Origin of the sequence: Streptomyces sp. NBC_01275, assembly GCF_026340655.1 — a bacterium.
Classification (GTDB): domain Bacteria; phylum Actinomycetota; class Actinomycetes; order Streptomycetales; family Streptomycetaceae; genus Streptomyces.
Window position 1 is genome coordinate 4,179,297 of record NZ_JAPEOZ010000001.1, and the last position, 19,562, is coordinate 4,198,858.

17 protein-coding genes are annotated in these 19,562 nt (G+C 72.6%); 11 read left to right on the top strand and 6 right to left on the bottom strand.

The features are described from left to right. Window positions 1-26: 26 nt before the first annotated feature. From OG562_RS18215 to OG562_RS18255, 9 genes are all read left to right on the top strand, one after another. Window positions 27-209 (top strand): LxmA leader domain family RiPP, encoded by a 183-nt coding sequence (locus OG562_RS18215; RefSeq protein WP_266398935.1) that lies wholly within the window; start codon window positions 27-29, stop codon window positions 207-209. Window positions 210-408: 199 nt separating this feature from the next. Next, entirely contained in the window at window positions 409-1,422 is a 1,014-nt protein-coding gene (locus tag OG562_RS18220) for a methyltransferase (RefSeq protein WP_266398938.1), read from the top strand. Continuing rightward, window positions 1,416-2,306 carry an ABC transporter ATP-binding protein gene (locus OG562_RS18225; protein WP_266398941.1) on the top strand — a complete coding sequence of 297 codons (891 nt, stop codon included), beginning with the start codon at window positions 1,416-1,418 and terminating at the stop codon, window positions 2,304-2,306. The genes OG562_RS18220 and OG562_RS18225 overlap by 7 nt, the downstream gene beginning before the upstream one ends. Then, a complete protein-coding gene (locus OG562_RS18230) occupies window positions 2,303-3,517 on the top strand; it encodes an ABC transporter permease (protein WP_266398942.1) in 1,215 nt (404 codons plus the stop codon). Before OG562_RS18225 ends, OG562_RS18230 begins: the two co-directional genes overlap by 4 nt. A 27-nt stretch (window positions 3,518-3,544) precedes the next feature. Next, window positions 3,545-5,512, top strand: a complete 1,968-nt coding sequence (locus OG562_RS18235; RefSeq protein WP_266398943.1) for an ABC transporter ATP-binding protein — start codon at window positions 3,545-3,547, stop codon at window positions 5,510-5,512. Window positions 5,513-5,592: 80 nt separating this feature from the next. Next, window positions 5,593-6,588, top strand: coding sequence for an LLM class flavin-dependent oxidoreductase (locus OG562_RS18240; RefSeq protein WP_266398945.1), 996 nt, complete (start codon window positions 5,593-5,595; stop codon window positions 6,586-6,588). Beyond that, entirely contained in the window at window positions 6,585-7,430 is an 846-nt protein-coding gene (locus tag OG562_RS18245; RefSeq protein WP_266398949.1) for a flavoprotein, read from the top strand. Before OG562_RS18240 ends, OG562_RS18245 begins: the two co-directional genes overlap by 4 nt. After that, the gene (locus tag OG562_RS18250; protein ID WP_266398951.1) at window positions 7,427-8,311 is read left to right on the top strand and encodes a hypothetical protein; all 885 of its coding nucleotides are present in this window, start codon (window positions 7,427-7,429) and stop codon (window positions 8,309-8,311) included. Before OG562_RS18245 ends, OG562_RS18250 begins: the two co-directional genes overlap by 4 nt. A 129-nt stretch (window positions 8,312-8,440) precedes the next feature. Continuing rightward, window positions 8,441-11,152: a M16 family metallopeptidase gene (locus OG562_RS18255; RefSeq protein WP_266398952.1), complete on the top strand. Its 2,712-nt coding sequence runs from the start codon at window positions 8,441-8,443 to the stop codon at window positions 11,150-11,152. 154 nt (window positions 11,153-11,306) lie between these two features. Here OG562_RS18255 and OG562_RS18260 read toward each other — a convergent pair whose 3' ends face one another. From OG562_RS18260 to OG562_RS18280, 5 genes are all read right to left on the bottom strand, one after another. Further along, window positions 11,307-11,612, bottom strand: coding sequence for a transcriptional regulator (locus tag OG562_RS18260; protein ID WP_266398955.1), 306 nt, complete (start codon window positions 11,610-11,612; stop codon window positions 11,307-11,309). Then, a complete protein-coding gene (locus OG562_RS18265; protein WP_266398958.1) occupies window positions 11,609-12,076 on the bottom strand; it encodes a hypothetical protein in 468 nt (155 codons plus the stop codon). Before OG562_RS18265 ends, OG562_RS18260 begins: the two co-directional genes overlap by 4 nt. Window positions 12,077-12,173: 97 nt before the next feature. Further along, window positions 12,174-13,160 carry a helix-turn-helix transcriptional regulator gene (locus OG562_RS18270; RefSeq protein WP_266398961.1) on the bottom strand — a complete coding sequence of 329 codons (987 nt, stop codon included), beginning with the start codon at window positions 13,158-13,160 and terminating at the stop codon, window positions 12,174-12,176. Window positions 13,161-13,301: 141 nt separating this feature from the next. Continuing rightward, window positions 13,302-14,957, bottom strand: a complete 1,656-nt coding sequence (locus OG562_RS18275; RefSeq protein WP_266398963.1) for a VCBS repeat-containing protein — start codon at window positions 14,955-14,957, stop codon at window positions 13,302-13,304. 16 nt (window positions 14,958-14,973) lie between these two features. Then, window positions 14,974-16,830: an alkaline phosphatase gene (locus OG562_RS18280; protein WP_266398966.1), complete on the bottom strand. Its 1,857-nt coding sequence runs from the start codon at window positions 16,828-16,830 to the stop codon at window positions 14,974-14,976. Window positions 16,831-16,959: 129 nt separating this feature from the next. On the opposite strand from OG562_RS18280, the gene OG562_RS18285 reads away from it, so the two are divergent. Continuing rightward, window positions 16,960-17,652, top strand: coding sequence for a DUF4232 domain-containing protein (locus tag OG562_RS18285; RefSeq protein WP_266398969.1), 693 nt, complete (start codon window positions 16,960-16,962; stop codon window positions 17,650-17,652). 60 nt (window positions 17,653-17,712) lie between these two features. Further along, entirely contained in the window at window positions 17,713-17,850 is a 138-nt protein-coding gene (locus tag OG562_RS18290; protein ID WP_266398971.1) for a hypothetical protein, read from the top strand. A 59-nt stretch (window positions 17,851-17,909) separates the two neighbouring features. On the opposite strand, the gene OG562_RS18295 is transcribed toward OG562_RS18290, so the two are convergent. Beyond that, window positions 17,910-19,382, bottom strand: coding sequence for an amino acid permease (locus tag OG562_RS18295; protein ID WP_266398974.1), 1,473 nt, complete (start codon window positions 19,380-19,382; stop codon window positions 17,910-17,912). Window positions 19,383-19,562 lie beyond the last annotated feature (180 nt).

A 19,562-nucleotide genomic window follows, 5' to 3' on the forward strand; every position in this document is an offset into this window, starting at 1 on the left:
GGAGAGTACGAGGAGAGGTAGATCCCATGGAGAAGACCACCGCGATCATGGAGCTGATGGCCGGATACGAGGCCTACAGCGACGCTCGTGAGCTGAATGTGACGGCCGCCGCCGAGGCGCCCGCCACCTCGCCCGCCTGCCTCGCCAGCGCCACCGCCAGCTTCGTCGCCAGCCAGTTCTCGGCCAGGACGATCGCCGGCGGCTGCTGATCACGGCTCGCCGGTCGGCCGGTCGCGCGCCATCCCCCGTAGCCGCGTCCGGCCGCCCGGCGGTCTTCCTCCCCTTCCTCTCCTTCCTCTCCCTCCCCTTCCCCCCTTCCGCTCGACTCCCTCCCCCACCCCCACCCCCACCCCCGACCCCCGATCCGATCAACCTCGTTCACCTGCGCATGAGATGGGACAACGACCGATGGCGCATCAATCGGACCGCGGAGATCTGCTCGCGATGGCGGATCTCCTCACACCCGCCACGATTCGTGCCGCGGCCACCCTTCGCATCGCGGACCATCTCGGCGCCGGGGTCGGCGCGGTGGAGAAACTCGCGGAACTCACCGGCGCCCGCCCGGACCTGCTGGAACTGCTCCTGCGCCATCTCACGGCGAAGGGCGTGCTGACGCGGGACGACGACGGAACGTACGCCGTCACCGAGCTCGGTGACCAGCTGCGGGAGAGCCATCCGGCGAGCCTGCGCGGTCATCTGGCGATGGACGGCCTCTACGGCAGGGCCGACCTGGCCCTGGTGAACATCCTGCACACGGTGCGCACCGGCGAGCCGGCGCACGCCACCGTCTTCGGGCGCGGCTACTGGGAGAGCGTCAACGAGGACCCCGCCTTCGTGGCGGCGCTGGAACAGAGCGACAGCGAGCCGCAGTTCGGCTGGGGCGCCGAGCTGATCTTCGACGGCTACGACTGGAGTCGGGTCGGACGGGTCGTCGACGTGGGCGGTCACAGCGGCGCCGTCCTGATGGAGCTGCTGCGACGACAGCCCGCTCTGCACGGCACGTTGGTCGATCTGCGGAACGTGGCCGAGGTCGCCGGACGGAGATTCGCGGCCGCGGGTCTGGCGGACCGGGCCGAGGCGGTGGTGGGCAGCTTCTTCGAGCCGCTGCCCACGGGCGGCGACGTCTACCTGCTGTCGGCGATCCTCGCCGACTGGTCCGACGAGCAGGCGACGACGATCCTGCGCCGCTGCGCCGAGGCGGCGGGCCCCCGGGGAAAGGTCCTGCTCGCCGAGGTGAACCTCCAGGTCCCGCGGGAGGCACCGGAGTCGGCGGCCCTGGAGCTGTGGCTGCGGGCCACGATGCCCGCTCCCGTGCGCACGGTCGAGCAGCTGAGGGCCCTGGGCGCCGCGGCCGGTCTCCAGGTGACGTGGGAGGGCCCGCACACCGCCGTGCGCTCGATCCTGGAGTTCTCGCCGTGCTGAGCTTCGACGCCGTCGGCAAGAGCTTCGGCGACCGCCGGGTCCTGGACGGGCTGACCTTCGACGTGCGGCCCGGCGAACTCTTCGGGTTCTGCGGGGCCAACGGCGCCGGCAAGACCACCGCGATGCGGATCGCGCTCGGCGTCGCCGAGGCGGACTCGGGCACGGTGCGCTGGAACGGCGTCGACGTGGACGCGCACTCCAGGCGGCGCTTCGGATACATGCCGGAGGAGCGGGGCCTGTACGCCAAGATGACGCCCCTCGACCAGCTGGTCTACTTCGGGCGGCTGAGCGGCGTCCGGGCCCGCGACGCACGGCGCCGCGCCGCCGAGTGGATCGAGCGGCTCGGCGTGGTCGCGGGACCCAAGGACCCCCTGGAGAAGCTGTCCCTCGGCAACCAGCAGAAGGTCCAGTTGATCGCGGCGCTCCTGCACGACCCGGCCGTGCTCGTCCTCGACGAGCCCTTCTCGGGGCTCGACCCGGTGGCCGTGGACGCCATGGCCGAGGTGCTCCTCGAGTGCGCCCGCGAGGGTGCGCCGGTCGTCTTCTCCAGTCACCAGCTGGAGCTGGTGGAACGGCTCTGCGACCGGGTGGGGATCCTGCGCGGCGGCCGCCTGGTGGCCGAGGGCGCCGTGCACGAGCTGCGCCGCGACGCCGGTCCCGGCCGGCTGCGCCTGTCGGTGACGGACGTACCGCCGAAGTGGGGGCACGGCGTGCCCGGTGCGCGGGTGCTGGTCGAGGAGGGCGGTGTCACCACCCTGGAGCTGGAGTCCGACGGGGCGGCCCGGGAAGCCCTGGCCGCCGCGCAGGCCGTGGGACGGGTGGAGTACTTCGGCCGGCAGGAAGCCGGGCTGGCCGACATCTTCCGGGAGGCGGTGGCCGCATGAGCCGGGACGGGCGTACGGACACCCCGACCGCACCGCGGCCGACGAGCGGCCGGCGCGCGGACCTGGCGTTGGTCGGGATCGTCGCAGGCCGCGAGATCACCCGGCAGCTGCGCAACAAGGCCTTCTGGGCCTCGGTGATCGTGACCACCGCGATGCTGTGCCTGTCGTTCGCGCTGACCGGCGTCCTGAAGGACGAGGCGCCCCCGACGGTGGGGGTGATCGGCGAACGGAGCACGGTCGCCGCGGCGCTGCGGCCCCAGGTCACGGTCAAGGAGTACGGCGACGCGGGCAGCGCCAGGACGGCCGTACGGGACAAGGCGGTCGACGCCGTGGTGCTGCCGGACGGCGAGGTGCTGGTCCTGCGGAACCTGCCGGAGGATCTGGGACGCACGATCCGACAGGCCGAGCAGACCGCCCGCCACGTCGAGCAGTTGAACGCGCTCGGCGCGGCGCCCGGCGAGGCCGAGGCAGCGCTCGCGCCGCCGGGGCTGCGCGTCAGCGCCCTCCTCCCGGACGCGGCCGAGGCGCAGGAGCGGACGATGACCGCGGGCCTCGGCGTGTTCCTGCTGTTCATCCTGATGCTGATCTCCGGTCTGGGCATCGCCCAGGGAGTCGTGGAGGAGAAGTCCAGCCGCATCGTCGAGGTGCTGCTGGCGAAGGTCCGGGCCTGGCATCTGCTCGCGGGCAAGATCGTGGGTCTGGGGGCGGCGGCCCTGGTGCAGATCCTGCTGATGATGACCGTCGCCCTGACCGCGGCGATCTCCTTCGGCGTGCTCCGGGCGCCGCTGAGCGCCGTCGGCACCGCCGCCAACCTGCTGCTGTGGTTCGTGCCGGGCTACGTCCTGTTCGTGACCCTCTACGCGGTGGCCGGTGCGCTGGTCTCCCGCCAGGAGGACGTCAACCACGTGATCGGACCGGTGAACATGCTCCAGATGCTGAGCCTGGCCGGACCGGCCCTGGCGGTGCGGGGCGGCCCCGACGACTCGCTGCTGACGATCGTCTCGATCGTGCCCGGCCTGTCGTGGGCCGCGATGCCGATGCGCATGGCGGTCGCGGACGTGCCGTGGTGGCAGGCGGTCGTGGCGTTCGCGCTGATGGTGCTGGCGATCGCCGTCCTCGTCCGCGTCGGCGGCCGCGTCTACCGCGGCGGCCTGCTCAGGTACGGCGGAATCGTCAAGGTCAGGGAAGCCCTGCACGGTGCGGCGCACTGAGGCCGGGGCCGGAAGGGGGAGTTGGGCATGAGGAACGTGAAGGACGCCGTGGACGCCGTGGACACCACAACCGCCGCAGACGCCACAGGCACCACGGACGCCAGGGCCACCGCGAACACCACGGCCACCATGGCCACCGCGGCCACCGCGGCCACAGTCGCGGTCGCGAACGCCGAGGGACCGCCGCCGATACGCGTCCTGCGGGAGCTGACCCGGGGCAAGGGTCTCCAGGTGGGCGTGATCGGACTGCTGGCGTTGGTCTCCACCGGGGCGACGCTGGCGCTGCCGATGACGGTGGGCAGACTGCTGGCCGTCATCCAGCGCGGTGAGAGTCCCACCTGGTGGGTGCTGGTGATGGTCGGGGCCGGCTTCGGCTCGGCCGCCGCCGGGGCGCTGGCCACCTATCTGCTGGGCCGCCTGGGCCGGCAACTGATCCGCGGGCTGCGCGTCCGCACCATGCGGCACTCCCTGGAGCTGCGGCTGCACGACGCCCGCAGCGAGGGCTCCGGCAACCTGGTGGCCCGTCTGACCGCCGACGCGGCCATGGTCAAGAACCTCATCGACATCGGCCCGATCCAACTGCCGATGGCCGGGATCACCGTGCTGGGCACCCTGGTGATCATGGGCCTGCTGGACTGGGTCCTGCTGCTTGTCACGGTGCTGGCCTTCCTCGTCGCCGTCGGACTCATCACCCTGGTCGTCAAGGGTCTGCGCCGTCAGTACACGGCGGTCCAGGGCGAGGTCGGCGCCCTCGCGCAGCAGTTCGTCGCCGCGCTCGACGCACTGACCGTCATCAAGGCCTACCGCGCCGAGAGGATCGTGGGCGACCGGCTGGCCGACCGCGCCACGAAGGTGGCCCAGCTGGAGACCGGGGCGGCCCGGATGGAGTCCCTGATGGTCCCGATCATCAATCTCGGCCAGCAGATCGCGCTGGTGAGCGTGGTGATCGGCGGCGGCAGCCGGATGCTCGACGGCCATCTCACGCTGGCCGACTTCGTCGCCTTCCTGCTGTATCTGCTCCAGCTCACCGCGCCCCTGATCATGGCGGCGTCGGGCGTGAGCGGACTGCAGATGGGGCTGGTGGCCCGCAAACGGTTCGACGAACTGTTCGCGCTGCCGACGGAGACCTCCGCCCGTGCCGCCGGACCGACCGACCCGGGCGACGCCCCCATGGCCGAACGTCCCGAGAGGGACGCCTCCATGGCCGTACACCCCGAGAAGGCCGCGCCCGCGGCCGTGCGCTTCGAGAGCGTCGGCTACGGATACGGCGACCGCCCGGTACTGCGGGACGTCGGGCTGACCGTCCCCGCGCGCGGGCTGACCGCGATGGTCGGGCTCTCCGGATCGGGCAAGACCACGGCGCTGGGCCTGATCGAGGGCTTCATGGAGCCGGACTCCGGCCGGATAGAGGTGCTGGGCCGGGCCCTGCCCCACTGGCCGCTTGCCGAGCTGCGTTCCCGGATCGCGTACGTGGACCAGTCGTGCACCCTGGTGCAGGACACCGTCCGGGAGAACCTGCTGCTCGGGCACGAGGCCGCGCCCGACGACCCGGCCCTGATGGCCGCCCTCGACCGGGTCGGCCTGGCGGAGGAGATCCGCCGGCTGCCGCAGGGACTGGACACGGTCCTGGGCGGTGCGGCCGACCTGTCCGGAGGGCAGCGTCAGCGCCTGGCACTGGCCCGGGCGGTGCTGGCCGACGCCCGGTTGGTGCTTCTCGACGAGCCGTCCTCGCATCTGGACTCCGTCAACGAGCAGAAACTGCGGGACGTGGTGGACGACCTGGCCGCCGACCGCGCCGTCCTGGTCGTCGCCCACCGCATCTCCACCATCCAGCACGCCGATCACGTGATCGTGCTCGACGCCGGCCGGGTGGTGGACCAGGGCACCCACCTCGGCCTCCTGGACCGCTGCCCCGACTACGCCGACCTGGTGAGCGGGCAGATCCTCAGCACCTCGTCCCGCGAGCCGGCCCGCCCCGTAGGGAACCGGGCATGACGCCGGCCGCGAGCCCCACGCCATCGGCGGGAGCCGACCCACGACATCGGCCGGGAGCCGCCCCCATGAAGGACCGTTCCATGACCACGCACTCGACGCACTCGACGACCACGCGCGCGACGTACTCGATCCTCATGCCGTTCGCCCCGCCGCGGCCCGAGCAGATCCTGCCGTACGCCGCGCTCACCCAGTGGAGCGGCGCGCACCGGCTGTGGCAGGGCCAGGCCATGCTCAACCAGCCGCACCAGGCCTTCGCCTACGCCGCCGCGTCCGGCTTCCGGGTCCCGGTGGGACTCGGGGTGACGCTCATGCCGTTCACCCATCCCTACGAGGCCGCGCTCCAGGCCCAGTCGGTGGCGGCGGCGACCGGGCACCCCGTGGTGGCCGGCTTCGGACCGGGGGCGGCGGTGCTGCAGCGCAGCATGCGCGACGCCCCCTACCGCAGCCCGCTGACCGCGTCGCGCGAGTACCTCACGGCCGTGCGCGGCCTCCTCGACGGCGAGTCGGTCGAGCAGGACGGCACGTACTTCACCTGCCACGGCAGGCTGCTGCCGGTGCCGCGGCCCCCCATCGAGGTGGGGCTCGGGGTGCTGCGCCCGGGAATGGCCCGGCTGGCGGGCGAGGTGGCGGACACGGCCATCACCTGGCTCACGCCCGCCCGCTATCTGCGCGACGTCGTCGTCCCGGCCCTGCGGGAGGGCGCCGAGGCCGCGGGGCGGCCCGTTCCGCGGCTGGTGTCCATCGTGCCCGTCGCCCTGGCCGGACCGGACCGCGACCGGGCCGCCCTGGCGCTGGCGAGCAACATCGGCCATCTCCGGCTGCCGCACTACGTCGACATGCTGCGCCGCTCCGGCATCAGCACCGACCCCTCCGACCCGGCCGCGGGCGCCGCCGCGCTCGTCGAGGGGCGGGCCTTCCTGTACGGAGAGCCGAAGATCCTCGCCGAGGAGTTCGCGGCCTTCCAGGAGGCGGGGGTCGACGAGATCGTCCTGAACGTGACCGGTGTGCACGGCACATACGGCGGCCAGGCCGCACTGCGCGAGCTGGAGACGATCCTCGCGGAGGTGACGTCATGACCGGCGGCGACGACGGCGTCATGACGGGCGGCGGCGTCCCGCAGGCCCCGTCGACCCCGCAGACCCTGTCGACCCCGCAGGCCCCGTCGACCCCGCAGACCCTGTCGACCCCGCAGAATCCGCAGGCCCCGCAGACCTCGCAGACCCCGCAAGCCCCGTATGCCCCGCCGCTCCCGGCGACTTCGGCGGCGGCCGATGCGGAGCCGCCCGCCCTGAACGTCGAGCGGCTGCTGGTGGTCGCCGCCGGTTCCGCCTTCGCGACCGGGCTGCCGTACTGGACCGACTGGCTGCGGCTGTCCTACCCGGAGCTGGCCCTCAAGATCGTGCTCACCCGCAGTGCGCAGCGCTTCGTCACCCGTCAGGCGCTGGCCGGGCGGCTGCACCGGGTCGGCGAGGTGCTGGTCGACGAGTGGCCCGAGCACGAGGGAACGGCCCGGCACGTCGACCTGGCGGAGTGGGCCCAGGCGGTCGTGGTGTATCCCGCGACGTTCCACTTCGTCGCCCGGCTGGCGCTGGGTCTGGCCGACTCGCCCGCACTGCTCGCCTGCCACTGCACCCGGGCCCCCGTGGCGGTGGCCCCGGCCCTGCCGCCCGGCGGTCTGGAGAGCGCCGCCTTCCAGACCCACTGGGCCACGCTGGCCGCCCGCCCCAACATCGTCCTCGCCCCGCCCCACCCCGGCGTCAGCCTGACCACCGGTCGCGCCGACGCATGGGTGCCGCCCCTGTTGCCGGAGGTCGTCGGCATGCTGGAACAACGCCGCGCCGAGCTGGAGACCGGCTCCGCGGACCGGGAAGCGCCCACGGCCCGGGCCGACTTCGTCGCAGATCTGGCCCGTCCGTGAGCGGCCCGCAAGCGGTCCCGGACGTGACCGAATACGGCACCGGTCTGCTGCACACCGCCGTCCGCGCCCTGCCCGACGGCCATCAATGGACCAGGACCGTCGGCCCGTTGGCCCCCGCCGCCTTCCAGCCCGTCACCGGCCTCGGGGATCGTCTGACGGCGGTCGGCCGGGACGGCGCCGCGCGTCTGGCGGTGGGCCGCGCCGAGGGCCGGGGCCGCGTCTACACGGTCCCGGGCGGGGAGTCGGTCGCCAATCGGCTGCTGTCCCAAGGCCCGCTGCCGCAGCTGCGGGAGCCGATGCGCGGGCTCGGACTCGCGCTGCACCGGCTGCACGCCGAGGGTCCGCCGCCCCCGACGGAGCGGCTCGGCCCACCCCGGGGTCTGGTCCGGCTCGACACGTGGCTGGCGGGCCGGGCGCCGGTCGCCCGCGCCGCGTACGTCGGCGACCAGCTGCGCCACCGTCTGGGGCCCGAGCGCTGGTCCCGTGTCACCGCCTGGTGCCGTGAGGTCGCCGAGGACGCCGACGTGACGCTGGCGCACGGTGCGCCGGGACTCGGCTCGCTGGTCGCCGGGGGCGACGGCGGTCCGGCCGCTCTGCTGACGGGCGAGGACCTCGCCGTGGCTCCCTGGTACTTCGACCTGGGCTGGGTCCTCGGCGAACTGGTCGAGCTGAAATGGCAGTTGGGCGGCGACCAGCAGGGCTGGCAGCTGCTCCTGGAGGCGCTCTTCGAGGGATACGGCAGGGACGTCGGCGCGCAGTGGAACCGCCTGGCGGCACTGCGCATCCTGCTGCACGTCCACGACATCGCCGCGTACGTCGGCTGGCACACGGCCGGGTTCGACCACTACGCGACGTTCCTGACGTTCCTCGTCGATCTGTGACCGCGCCGTCCTGTGACCGCGCCGATCTGTGACCCCGCGGCCATGTGACCGCGCCGATCTCCGCCCCGTCCTCGCCGATCTCCGCCCCCGTCGCCCCGACTCCGTGACCAGCAACAGGAGACGCACGTCATGAGCACCCACCGTCCACAGCGGCGGCTGCACAGGTTCACCCTGCCGAACGGGCTGCGGGTGGTGCTCGACTGCCGGTTCCCCCAGCCGCGGGCAGCGGTCGCCGTGCACTACGGCACCGGGTTCCGGTCCGAGCCGCCGGGCCGCGAGGGGTTCGCGCACCTCTTCGAGCACCTGATGTTCCGCGGCAGCGCGAGCCTTCCCGACGGGCGTTTCTACGACCATGTGCACCGCTTCGGCGGCCGGGCGAACGGAACCACGCACCAGGACTACACCGACTACTACCAGGTGGCGCCGGCCCAGGCTCTGGAGCGGGCCCTGTTCGCCGAGGCGGACCGGATGCGGGCCCCGCTGTTCACCGAGACCGCGCTGGCCGAGCAACTGCGCGGTGTGGAGCGGGAGATCCATCAGGCGGTGCACGGCAGACCGTACGGCGGCTTTCCCTGGCCCCTGTTGCCCGGGGCGCTCTTCGAGACCTTCGCCAACGCGCACGACGGCTACGGCGAGGCCGACCGGCTGCGCACCACGACGGTGGCGGACTGCGCGGAGTTCTTCACGGCTCACTACGCGCCCGGCAACGCCGTGCTGACCGTCGTGGGCGCGGCCGACCCCGAGGGCGTCCGCGCCCTGGTGGAGCGGCACTTCGGGGGGATACCGGCCCGCCCGGTCACCCCGGCCCCCGCCCTGCGCGAACCCCTCCCTGGCGAGGAGCGGTGGGTGGAGTGCGTCGAGCCGGGGATCACGGCGACCGCGCTGGCGACCGGGCACCGGCTGCCCGACCCGCAGGCGGACCTGCAGGGCTATCTGGCGCACGCCGTGCTGGCCAGGCTCACCGGCGAGCAGGGACCGCCGGGAGCCGGCCTGCCCGCGGTCAGCACGAGCTGCGGCTTCTTCGGACCGCTGGACGCGCGGGACCCCGACGCGCTGGTGGTCACCGCGCTGCTGCCGCCGGACGCCGACCCGAGGGAAGCGGTGGCGGCGGTCTCCCGGCGGTGGACCGCCTGGGCGGACCGCCCGCCGACGGAGGCCGTCCGGCGGACGGTACGGCTGATGCAGGGGGAGCACCACCGGCGGCACGGGGACCTGGAGAACCGGTGCCGCGCCCTGGGCCGACTGGAGATCCTCTTCGGCGAGGCCGGCCTCCTCGACCGGATCCCGGACCATCTCGAGGCCGTGGGCCCCGGCGAAGTCGCCGCGGCGGCACGCCGGTTGGCCGACCTCCCGGCGACGGTCCTGGTGATGCGTCCGGGCGCCGCCCGCACACGCCCGCGCCCGCCGTCCCCGGCCGCCCCCCGCGCCGAAGCCCCGGCCGACGCACGGGCAACGGCGCGCGGCGGCGAACTCGCCGCCGGGACGCGGGCCTCGGCCCGTCCGCTTCCGCCGTACGGATCCCCCTCCGCCGCCGACCCGGCCCCGCTGCACGAGACGACCCTGCACGAGACGACCCTGCACGAGACGACCCTGTGCAACGGGCTGCGCGTGGTCGCGGTCGCCGACCGCCGGGTTCCGTCCGTGGAGGCGCGGCTGCGGCTGCCGCTGGGGCCGTTCGGATGGCGGGAGCCCGTCGAGGCCGAGGCCCTGCTGCGCCGGCGGCTGGCGCAGACGCGTGCGGCGGAACGTGCGGCGGACCTGGGCGGCGGCATAGGGGCGTCCGTGGACGGGCAGTGGCTGGACGTCACGGGGTACGTGCCGCCGAAGGAGCTGCCGGCCTGGCTGGGCCTGCTGGACGAACTCGCCTCCGCCGACGGGACGTTCGCCGTACCACCGGCCGGCCTCCGGTCCGTGCGCCCGACGGCGCAGCGCCTCATGGACGACGCCGTACGCCGGCACTGGTCGGCGCCGGACGCCCCGGACCGTTCGCCTTCCGATGCCCGGCTGCCGATGGGGGACCCTTGGGGCGGCGCACTCGTCCTGCTCGGAGACGTCGACCCGGAGTGCGCGGCCGCGGCGGCGGAGAAGGCGCTGTCCGCCTGGCCGTCCGCCGGCCCGCGCCCAGTGGGCCCCGACCGTCGGTCGACCGCGGGGGGACGCCTGCTGGTGCTGCGCTCCCCGGCGGAGCCCGAGCTGCATCTGACGCTCTGCGCACCGGAGCCGAACGCGTCGGACGCGTCGAACGCGTCAGGCGACTCGGCCGAGACGACCGGGGCGACCGGGGCGACCGGGGCGACCGGGGCGACCGAGACGACGGAGACGACGGAGGCGGCCCGCTACCTGGCCACAGCGGTGTTCGGCGGATACTTCGGCTCCCGGCTGGCCGCCCGCCTGCGCGAGGTGACCGGCGCGGGGTACGAGGTGTACTGCGGACGGGACGTCGTGCTGGACGTCCCCCGGGTGTTCGTACGAGCGCGGGTGGCGCCGCATCTGGCCGAGGCGACGCTCGCCGGGATCCGTGCGGAGCTGCGGCGGGCGGGCGAGGAGCCGTTCGCCGGTGCGGAGGTCGAGGCCGCCCGTGCGTTCTGCGCCGCGCAGGCGCTCGGCGCCTTCGACTCCCCGGCGACCCAGGCCGACCTGCTGCGCCAGCTGACCGCCGCGGGCCGGGACCCCCGCCGGCTGCCGTGTCTCCCGCGGCTGCTGCGCGAGGTCTCCGCCCACGAGGTGGCCCGCGCCGGCCGGGAGCTGTTCGCCGCCGTCTCGATGGACACCGTGCTGCTCGGCGACGTCGACCCGGACCGGGCGGCCGAACTCGCCGCGGCCTCGGCCCGGCCCGAGTGACGCCCCCTTGAGACCGGTCGGGACCGGTCGGGACCGGCGTACCGCCGAGGAGTACGCCGGAACCGCACAGGCCGTTGCAGACCTGCGCGGGCCGACACGGACACGTACAGACCAGCGCAGCCCCGCACCGGCCGGTACCGGCCTGTACCGGCCTCTACGGTCCCGCGGGGTCGGCCAGCGCGGCGATGCGGCGCAGCTCCGCCAGGTGTCCGGCCAGGGCCTCGCGGCCGGCGTCGGTGAGGGCGAGCCAGGTATGGGTACGGGAGTTCATGGGCGCCTTCTTGACGGTCGCGTAGCCGGCGGTCTGGAGCACCTTCACCTGTTTACTCAGGACGGAGTCGCTCACCCCGAGTGCGTCGCGGACCACGGAGAACTCCATCGACTCGACCGCCGCGAGCATGGCGCAGATCTGCAGCCGGTGCGCCGGATGGATCACCTCGTCGAGGCGGGCGGCGGTCATGTCCGGCGCAGGAGGTCGTGGCGCAGCGCCGCGTCGTTGCGCCTGCTGACGTAGACGGTGAGGGCCAGTGCCAGGACGCCGGCCGCCGACATGGCGCCCGGCAGGTCCGCGGCCAGCTTCAGGGTCAGGCCGAGTCCGCCGAGGACGATGAGGACGATCAGGTACAGGCCGTTGAGCTGACGGGTGCTCGGGACGGTCAGGGAGCGGTTGACGGACACTCCCCGGGAGCGGGCGACGCTCACGGTGAGGGCGGCCGGGAGGACGATCCCGCCGACGATGACGCCCGAGGGCACCAGGCTTCCGCCGACGTCGATCGAGGCGAAGACGAGGCCCACGCCGAGGCCGAGTCCTGTGTGGTACCACCACGGGGCGGCGGCTCGGTCCGCGAGGGCGGCACGCGCCGCGTTCGCGCTGTCGAGGGCCGCGCGAGCCTGGGCGGGGTCTTCGGGAACGCTGTTTTCCATGTTGGAAAGTCTAGCTCGACTTTCCAACATGGCAAGTCCCCGTCGGGACCTGGAGCGCGCGCCGGGAACGACGGCCCTCGAGCGGACGCGGGTCGGCTCAGATCCAGCCCCGTTCACGGGCGAGGAAGACGGCGTGGGGGCGGCTCGCCGCATCCAGGCTGTTCAGGATGCTGGCCACGTAACGGCGGTAGGTGCGCACCGAGACGCCCAGATCCCGGGCCCCGATCTCGTCGTTCGTGCCACGGCACATGGCCTCCAGGACCCGCTGCTCCACCTCGGGCAGCCGGTCCTCGGCGCTCTCCCCGCAGAAGGACGTCAACTCCGTCGCTCCGGCCCAGATCTTCTCGAAGAGCGCCACGATGTTGGCGACCAGCCCCGCCTCCTGCGACACCAGCGCGCCGCGCGAACCGTCGGCCGGGTCCACCGGCGTCAGCGCCGTGTTGCGGTCGTAGACGAGGATGCGCGCCGCGATCTCGTCCACCACGCGTATCTCCGCGCCCAGTGAGGTCAGTTCACGCAGGTAGCCGAGCGTGACCGGATCCCCGAGCGCCTTGCTCACGACGACGTTCCGGATGCGAACGCCCCGCCTGATGCATCGCAGGTCCAGTGGTCTGGCGTGCTGGATGTTCTCGTGGGTCAGCGCGGTGTACGGCTCGGCGGACAGGATCTCCTCGCGGGCGAAGAAGGCGAGGGCGTCGATCCTGCTGCGGATCGTGTCGAGGTTCTCGATCTTCTCCACCACGGGCGCCTCGGTCGGCGCGAGCTCCTGTTCGGCGCGGAGCGACGCGACCAGGTGCCGCGCCTGCGTGACCGCCCGCATCTCCTCGTGCAGCTGCTTCAGCCGCATGTCGGTCAGGCTGTCCACGACCAGTTCGGGCGTCGCGGGCAGATACCCGCCCTCCGCTCCCTCCACCACGACGGCCAGCGAGAGGAGCCTCTCTAACGCTCGCTCGATCCGCTGGAGCGGAGCGTCCAGCAGCAGATGCACGTCGCCCGCCGTGGCGCCCGGGTTTCTCAAGAAGTGGCGGTAGAGCCGTTCTTCCAGCTCTGAAAGCCCAAGTACGGACACTGCGCCAGCAGTCATTCAGCACCCCCGTGCCTTACTCCTCGGCGGTCCTGCACCCTTGGTCAGAGGGCGGTGACCGCCACGATGGACGTAACGATCATATGAAATTATTCGCACAACGTAAAGGAAATGCAAAGCTCCGGAAGGGAACGAGACGGGTCACAGCAGGTCGGTCCAGGTGTTCCAGCCGGTGGTGGCCTTTGCCGCGCGGGACTTGAAGCCGCCGGTGCCGGTGCCGGCGTAGAAGTACAGGGCGCCGGCGGAGGTGGTGGCCATGAGGTCGGCCTTGCCGTCGCCGTTCGCGTCGCCGGGGGAGAACAGCTTCTTGTACTGCTGCCAGCCGCTGCCGACCTTCACCCGGGCCCCGAACGGGGCGGACGCGCTGCCCGTGCCCGGGTAGCGCCACAGGACGCCCGAGGTGTCCCGGGCCAGCAGGTCGGGGCGGCCGTCGCCGGTGTAGTCGCCCGCGCCGACGACGGCGTCGTAGCGCTGCCAGCCGGTGCTGATCTTGACGCGGGAGCCGACGGAGGTGCCGGAGTTGTCGCCCGGGTAGAGATAGAGCGTGCCGTCGGCGGCCACCGCCAGCAGGTCGCCCTTGCCGTCGCCGGTCACGTCACCGGGGCCGACGATCCGGTTGTAGGCGGTGGAGCCGGTGGCGAGCTTGGGGTCCGAGAGGGCGTAGTACGCCGGGTTGGTCAACTGGCCGGTGCCGACGGACTGGACGACGAGGTCGGCGAGGCCGTTCTGGCGGAGCGAGGAGGCGTAGGCGAGGCGGGTGGTGGCGGACGGCCAGGCCCCGCCGACCAGCAGCTTTCCGGTCAGCGTGCCGGTGCCGGTGACCTCGTAGCTGTAGACGCTTCCGGCCGACGTACGGGCCATGGTCCCGAACTTGCCGAAGTGCGGGTTGTTGCCGGCGCCCGCGAACTGCGTGACCTTGCCCCAGCCCTTGCTGCGGGCGGACCGGGTGCCGAAGGCTCCCTTGCCGTTGCCCGGGTAGAACCACAGGTTGCCGGAGAAGTCCCTGGCCAGCAGGTCGGTCTTGCCGTTGCCGTCCCAGTCGCCGCCGCCGATGATCTGGTTGTACGACGCCCAGTCGGTCTTCGTGTCCTTGACCGGGGCGTTGAAGGCGCCGCCCTTCTTGCCCAGGTAGCGGTAGAGGGCGCCGGCGGGGGTGCGGGCCAGCAGGTCGCCGACGCCGTCGCCGTTGAGGTCGCCGGCGCCGATCAGCTCGTCGTACTGCTGCCAGCCGGTGCCGACCTGCACCCGGCTGCCGAAGGCGCCGGTGCCCTGGCCCGGGTAGTAGTAGAGCGTGCCGGCCGGGGTGCGGGCCAGCAGGTCGGCCTTGCCGTCGCCGTTCATGTCCCCGGGGGCGGCGACCTTGTTGTAGATCTGCCAGCCGGACGCCACGGTGCGGTACGAACCCAGGCCGCCGGGCGTGCGCGCGTAGATACCGGTATGGAAGTACAGCACGCCGCTAGCACTGAGCGTCAGCACGTCCTGGACGCCGTCCGAGTCGAGGTCGCCCGGGGTGAGCACGTCCTTGACCTTGGCGACGTCCGTGTCGAGGGCCATGGTCTCGGCCGAGCCGGTGTTGACGTACAACTGGCCCGCGACATTGCGGTAGACCAGGTCGGACGTGCCGTCCCCGTCGAAGTCGCCGCGCGCGGGGGCGGTCGCGTCCGCGTCGGAGGGCAGCAGCACGAAGACGCCCGCCGAGGCCACCGCCACCGCGCAGGCCAGCACGGACGCCTTCATGGCATAGGGGCGCCGATGTCCGCTGTTCCCGTCGCGCCGCCGGAGTCGAGTGGTGAACACGTTCTCTCCCGGGAGGTCAGGGGGTGATGGAGGCGTCGGCGGAGGCTTCACTCGCGGACTCCACTGCGGACTCCGCCGTGGACTCCGCCGTGGACTCGGCCGTGGTGGGCGATACGGACTCGGTCGACGTCGGGTCCGCCGAGTCGGTCGTCGCTGCCGGGTCCGTCGGAGCAGCGGTGTCCGTCGACGCCTGCGACTCCTGCGCGCTCCCGCTCTCCGACGAGGACGCGGTCGTCTGGACCCCCACCTGGTACACGCCGGGTACGCCGTCCTCCACCCGGAAGGTGGCGGCCGTGGTGGTGGTCCCGTCCCTGGTCAGCACCGTGGAGATCGCCCGCAGTCGGGCGTCGACGCCGTCCGCGGTGATGTCGAACAGCAGATAGCCGCGGCGGGCGTCGATGAGCTTCCAGTGCGGGTTGTCCGCCAGCTTGGGCGCCCACTCGGCGGCGAAGGCCGTCAGATCCTCGTCGCCGTTGCTGGAGATGGAGGTCCCGACGAACTCCGCGCCGACCACGGCCGAGTCCGCGTCCTCGAAGTCCAGCTTGAGGTCGCTGACGATGGTGCGGTGCCGGTCCCCGGACAGCACCACGGGGTTGCGGACGTCCTGGAACTCGGCGAGCAGGGCGGCGCGTTCCTTCTGGTAGCCGTCCCAGGCGTCGTACGACCACTCCTTGCCCACCCCGGCGAGGAAGTCGGTCTCGGCCATCATGACCTGCGAGGCGACCAGGTTCCACTGCGCGCCGGAGGTGCGCATGCTGTTCACCAGCCAGTCGCGCTGGGTGTCGCCCATGATGACGCGGCCGGTCTCCAGGGCCCCGTCGGCGGTGGTCGCCTGGTCGTCGCGGTACTGGCGGGTGTCCAGGACGTGCAGCCGGGCCAGCGTGCCGAAGTCGAGCGAACGGTAGATCAGGACGTCCGGGCCGCTGGGCTTCTGCGCGACACGGATCGGCATGTGCTCGTAGAAGGCCTGGAAGGCGGCCGCCCGGCGGGCCCGGAACTTCGCGGCGGGCCAGGCGACGGGGTCGTTCGCCACGTCGCCGGCCCAGTCCTGCTCCACCTCGTGGTCGTCGAAGACGACCACGAAGGGAGCGGCGGCGCGCATCGCCTGCAGGTCCGGGTCGGTGTTGTACTGCTCGTGGCGGGCGCGGTACTGGGCGAGCGTGACGGGCTGGCCCGTGCCTTCGTGACGGCGTACGCGGTAGGAGTAGGCGGAGCTCTCGTAGATGTAGTCGCCGACGAACAGCACGAGGTCCGGCTGCTGTTCGCGCATGTCCTTGTAGGCGGCGAAGTAGCCGTGCTGCCAGTTCTGGCAGGAGGCGAGCGCGATCCGCAGGTTCTCGGGGGTGCTGCCGGCGGCGGGGGCGGTGCGGGTCCGGCCGGTGATCGAGGTGCGGCCCAGCGCCTTGAACCGGTACCAGTAGTCGGTGGCCGGGGCCAGACCCGTGACGTCCACGTGGACGCTGTAGCCGAGGGCGCTGCTCGCCGTCGCCGTACCGCTCTTGACGAGCGTGGTGAAGCCGCTGTCCGAGGCGAGCTCCCAGGTCACCGCGACGGTGGGGGCCAGGATGCCGGAGCCGCCCTGGTTGGCGGGCACCACCCTGGTCCACAGCACGATCGCGGTGGGCAGCGGGTCGCCGGAGGCGACGCCCAGCTTGAAGACCGTGCCGCTCACCGCCGTACCGGCGCCGGCCGTCGCCGTCGCCCCGCCCACGGAGGCCGTGGCGTTGCCCGTCAGCAGCTGCCCGGCGGCTACCGCGCCCGCTGCGCCCAGGAAGCGCCTACGCCGTATTCGGCTGCCGCGTGTGCCGCTGCCTGTGCCGTTGTCCCTGTTGTCATCGGTGTCAGTGGTTCTGTCGTCGCCGCTCGGATGCACACGCGGGCCTTTCCCCCCAAAGGCGGTGCGCTGCGCAGCGCCGGTGAACATGATCGGCGAGGATTCTATGCAATACCCTCACCTCCTACGGACCGGACCGTCATTTTGTTCGAGAAACCAGCAGGAGCCATGCGTCGACCACTGATCTCCGCAGTCACGGTCCTGCTCCTCGTCGGCGCCGCAGGCTGCTCGTCCGACTCCGGGGACGACTCGGGAAGCGGCTCCGGTCCGGCCTCGTCGGACACGGCCTCGTCGGACACGGCCTCGCCGAGCGCCGACGGGAACGAGGCCGCCGGCCAGAGCGACCAGAACGCCCAGAGCGGCGGAAGCGGTGGAAGCGGTGGAAGCGGTGGAAGCGGCAGCGCGTCCTCCCCGCCCGCCGGGGTGCTCTTCGGAGCCGACTCCCTCCCCAGCCCGGCCGCCGATCGCTGCCGTACGAAGAACCTGACGGCCGTGGCGCGTAGCACCGGTCAGGGCAGCGCCTCGGTCGTGGTCACCAACCGGGGAGACGGCTCCTGCACGGTGCGCGGCTTCCCTTCCCTCCTCTTCCTCGGCGAGACCGGACGGACCGAGCTGCCGGTGGACTGGGCCGGATCCGCCGCCGACGCCACGAAGGTCACCCTCGCTCCCGGCGACTCCGCCTCCGCCGCCCTCACCTTCACCGACCTCGACGAGTGCGAGGCGGTCACCGGCCTCGACGTCGTCCCGCCCGGCGAGTCCCGGCCCCTCACCCCCGTCTTCACCGCCGCCGACGGGAAGAAGAAGGCGGTGCGCATCTGCGACACCGGGGTACGGGTGAAGGCGTTCTCAGCCTCGCGGTGAGGTCGGGGCCGTGACCCGGTAGCCGACCGTGGGGGTAGCCGACCGTAGGGGCAGTCGTCGGTGCCCAGGCTCAGGCCGCCCACGCGGTCGGCCGGTGTGCCTGCGGCGGTCAGCGGCCGGTCGACCTGGTCCGGCTCGGTCCTGACGGCGGGCGCGCTGCTCGTCGGCGGACCGATGCTGCGACTCGGGGACGCCTGAACAGGGACGTCCGAGCAGCATCGGTCCGCCGACGGGCGACGCACCCTCGGGGGCAGGGCCTACGACGAGGCGACCGCGTCCTGCGTCCTGTTCCTGCGCAGCCGTTCGCGGATCAGCGCGACGGCGACCACGCCGGCGGCCACCACGGTGGACAGGACGACCTGGTCGCGGCCGCCGCCGTCGGCGGTGTCGGTCAGCATGTAGCCGAGCACGAACGTGATCAGGGCGATGGTGGCCCAGGTCAGGTACGGGTAGAGCCACATCCTGACGACCAGCTTCTGCGGCGACTCCCGCTCGATGATCCGACGCATCTTCAGCTGGGAGAAGCAGATCACCAGCCAGACGAACAGGGCGATCGCGCCGGAGGCGTTGAGCAGGAACTGGAAGACCGTGTCCGGCCACAGGTAGTTGAAGGCGACCGCGACGAAGCCGAAGACGACCGAGGCCAGGATGGCCGACTGCGGCACCCCGCGGCCCGTGGTGCGGCCGAAGGCGGCCGGGGCGTCGCTGCGCCGGCCGAGGGAGAACGCCATCCGGGAGGCGGTGTACAGGCCGGAGTTGAGACAGGACAGCACGGAGGTCAGCACGATGGCGTTCATGATCTGGGCGGCGTGCGGGATGCCGATGGAGCTGAGGGCGGCGACGTACGAGCCGTCCTTGAGGATCGCCGGGTCGTCCCAGCGCAGCAGCGACACCACGATCAGGATCGAGCCCAGGTAGAACACCGCGATCCGCCAGATCACGCTGTTGGTGGCCTTGGTGACCGCCGCGCGCGGGTCGGCGGTCTCGCCGGCCGCCAGGGTGACGATCTCGCTGCCCATGAAGGAGAAGACCACCATCAGGACGCCGGTGAGGATGGCCCCGGGCCCGTGCGGCAGGAATCCGCCGTGCGCGGTCAGGTTGGAGAAGCCGGACGCCGGGTGGTCCGAGCCGGGCAGCAGGCCGAAGATCGCCAGGCCGCCGACGACGATGAACGCGGCGATCGCGACGACCTTGATGCCGGCGAACCAGAACTCGAACTCGCCGTAGGAGCTGACCGAGACCAGGTTGGTGGCGGTGAGGACGACCATGACGATCAGGGCCCAGCCCCATTGCGGGACCGCCGGGATCCAGCCGGCCAGGATCTTGGCTCCGGCGGTCGCCTCGACCGCCAGCACCACGACCCAGAAGAACCAGTACAGCCAGCCGATCGTGAAGCCGGCCCAGCGGCCCAGCGCGCGGTCCGCGTAGGCGGAGAACGAGCCGGACGTGGGGTTGGCCGCGGCCATTTCGCCGAGCATGCGCATGACGAGGACGACGAGGACGCCGACGAGCGCGTAGGAGACGAGGATGCCGGGTCCGGCGGCGGCGATGCCCGAGCCGGAGCCGACGAACAGGCCGGCGCCGATGACACCGCCGATGGCGATCATCGACAGATGGCGGTTCTTCAGCCCGGCCTGAAGACCGGAGCCCGCCGGGTCTGCGGAGGTGTCGGGGGCGGGGGTGACGGGAGCGGCGGTGTCTGCGGTGGGAAGCGGGGGACGTGTGGTCATCTCGACATCCATGAGGGAGTGGAGGGACGGAGCAGGGGGACGGCGCCGAGAGACGGCGCGGGGACGGCGCAGGGGACGGCGCTGGGGGACGAACGTCGTGACCGGGAAATTAGTTCACTACGATCGAAAAGAACAAGACTTGTTTAACTGTTCACCTTGCTCTATTTTTCGTGCAGCGCC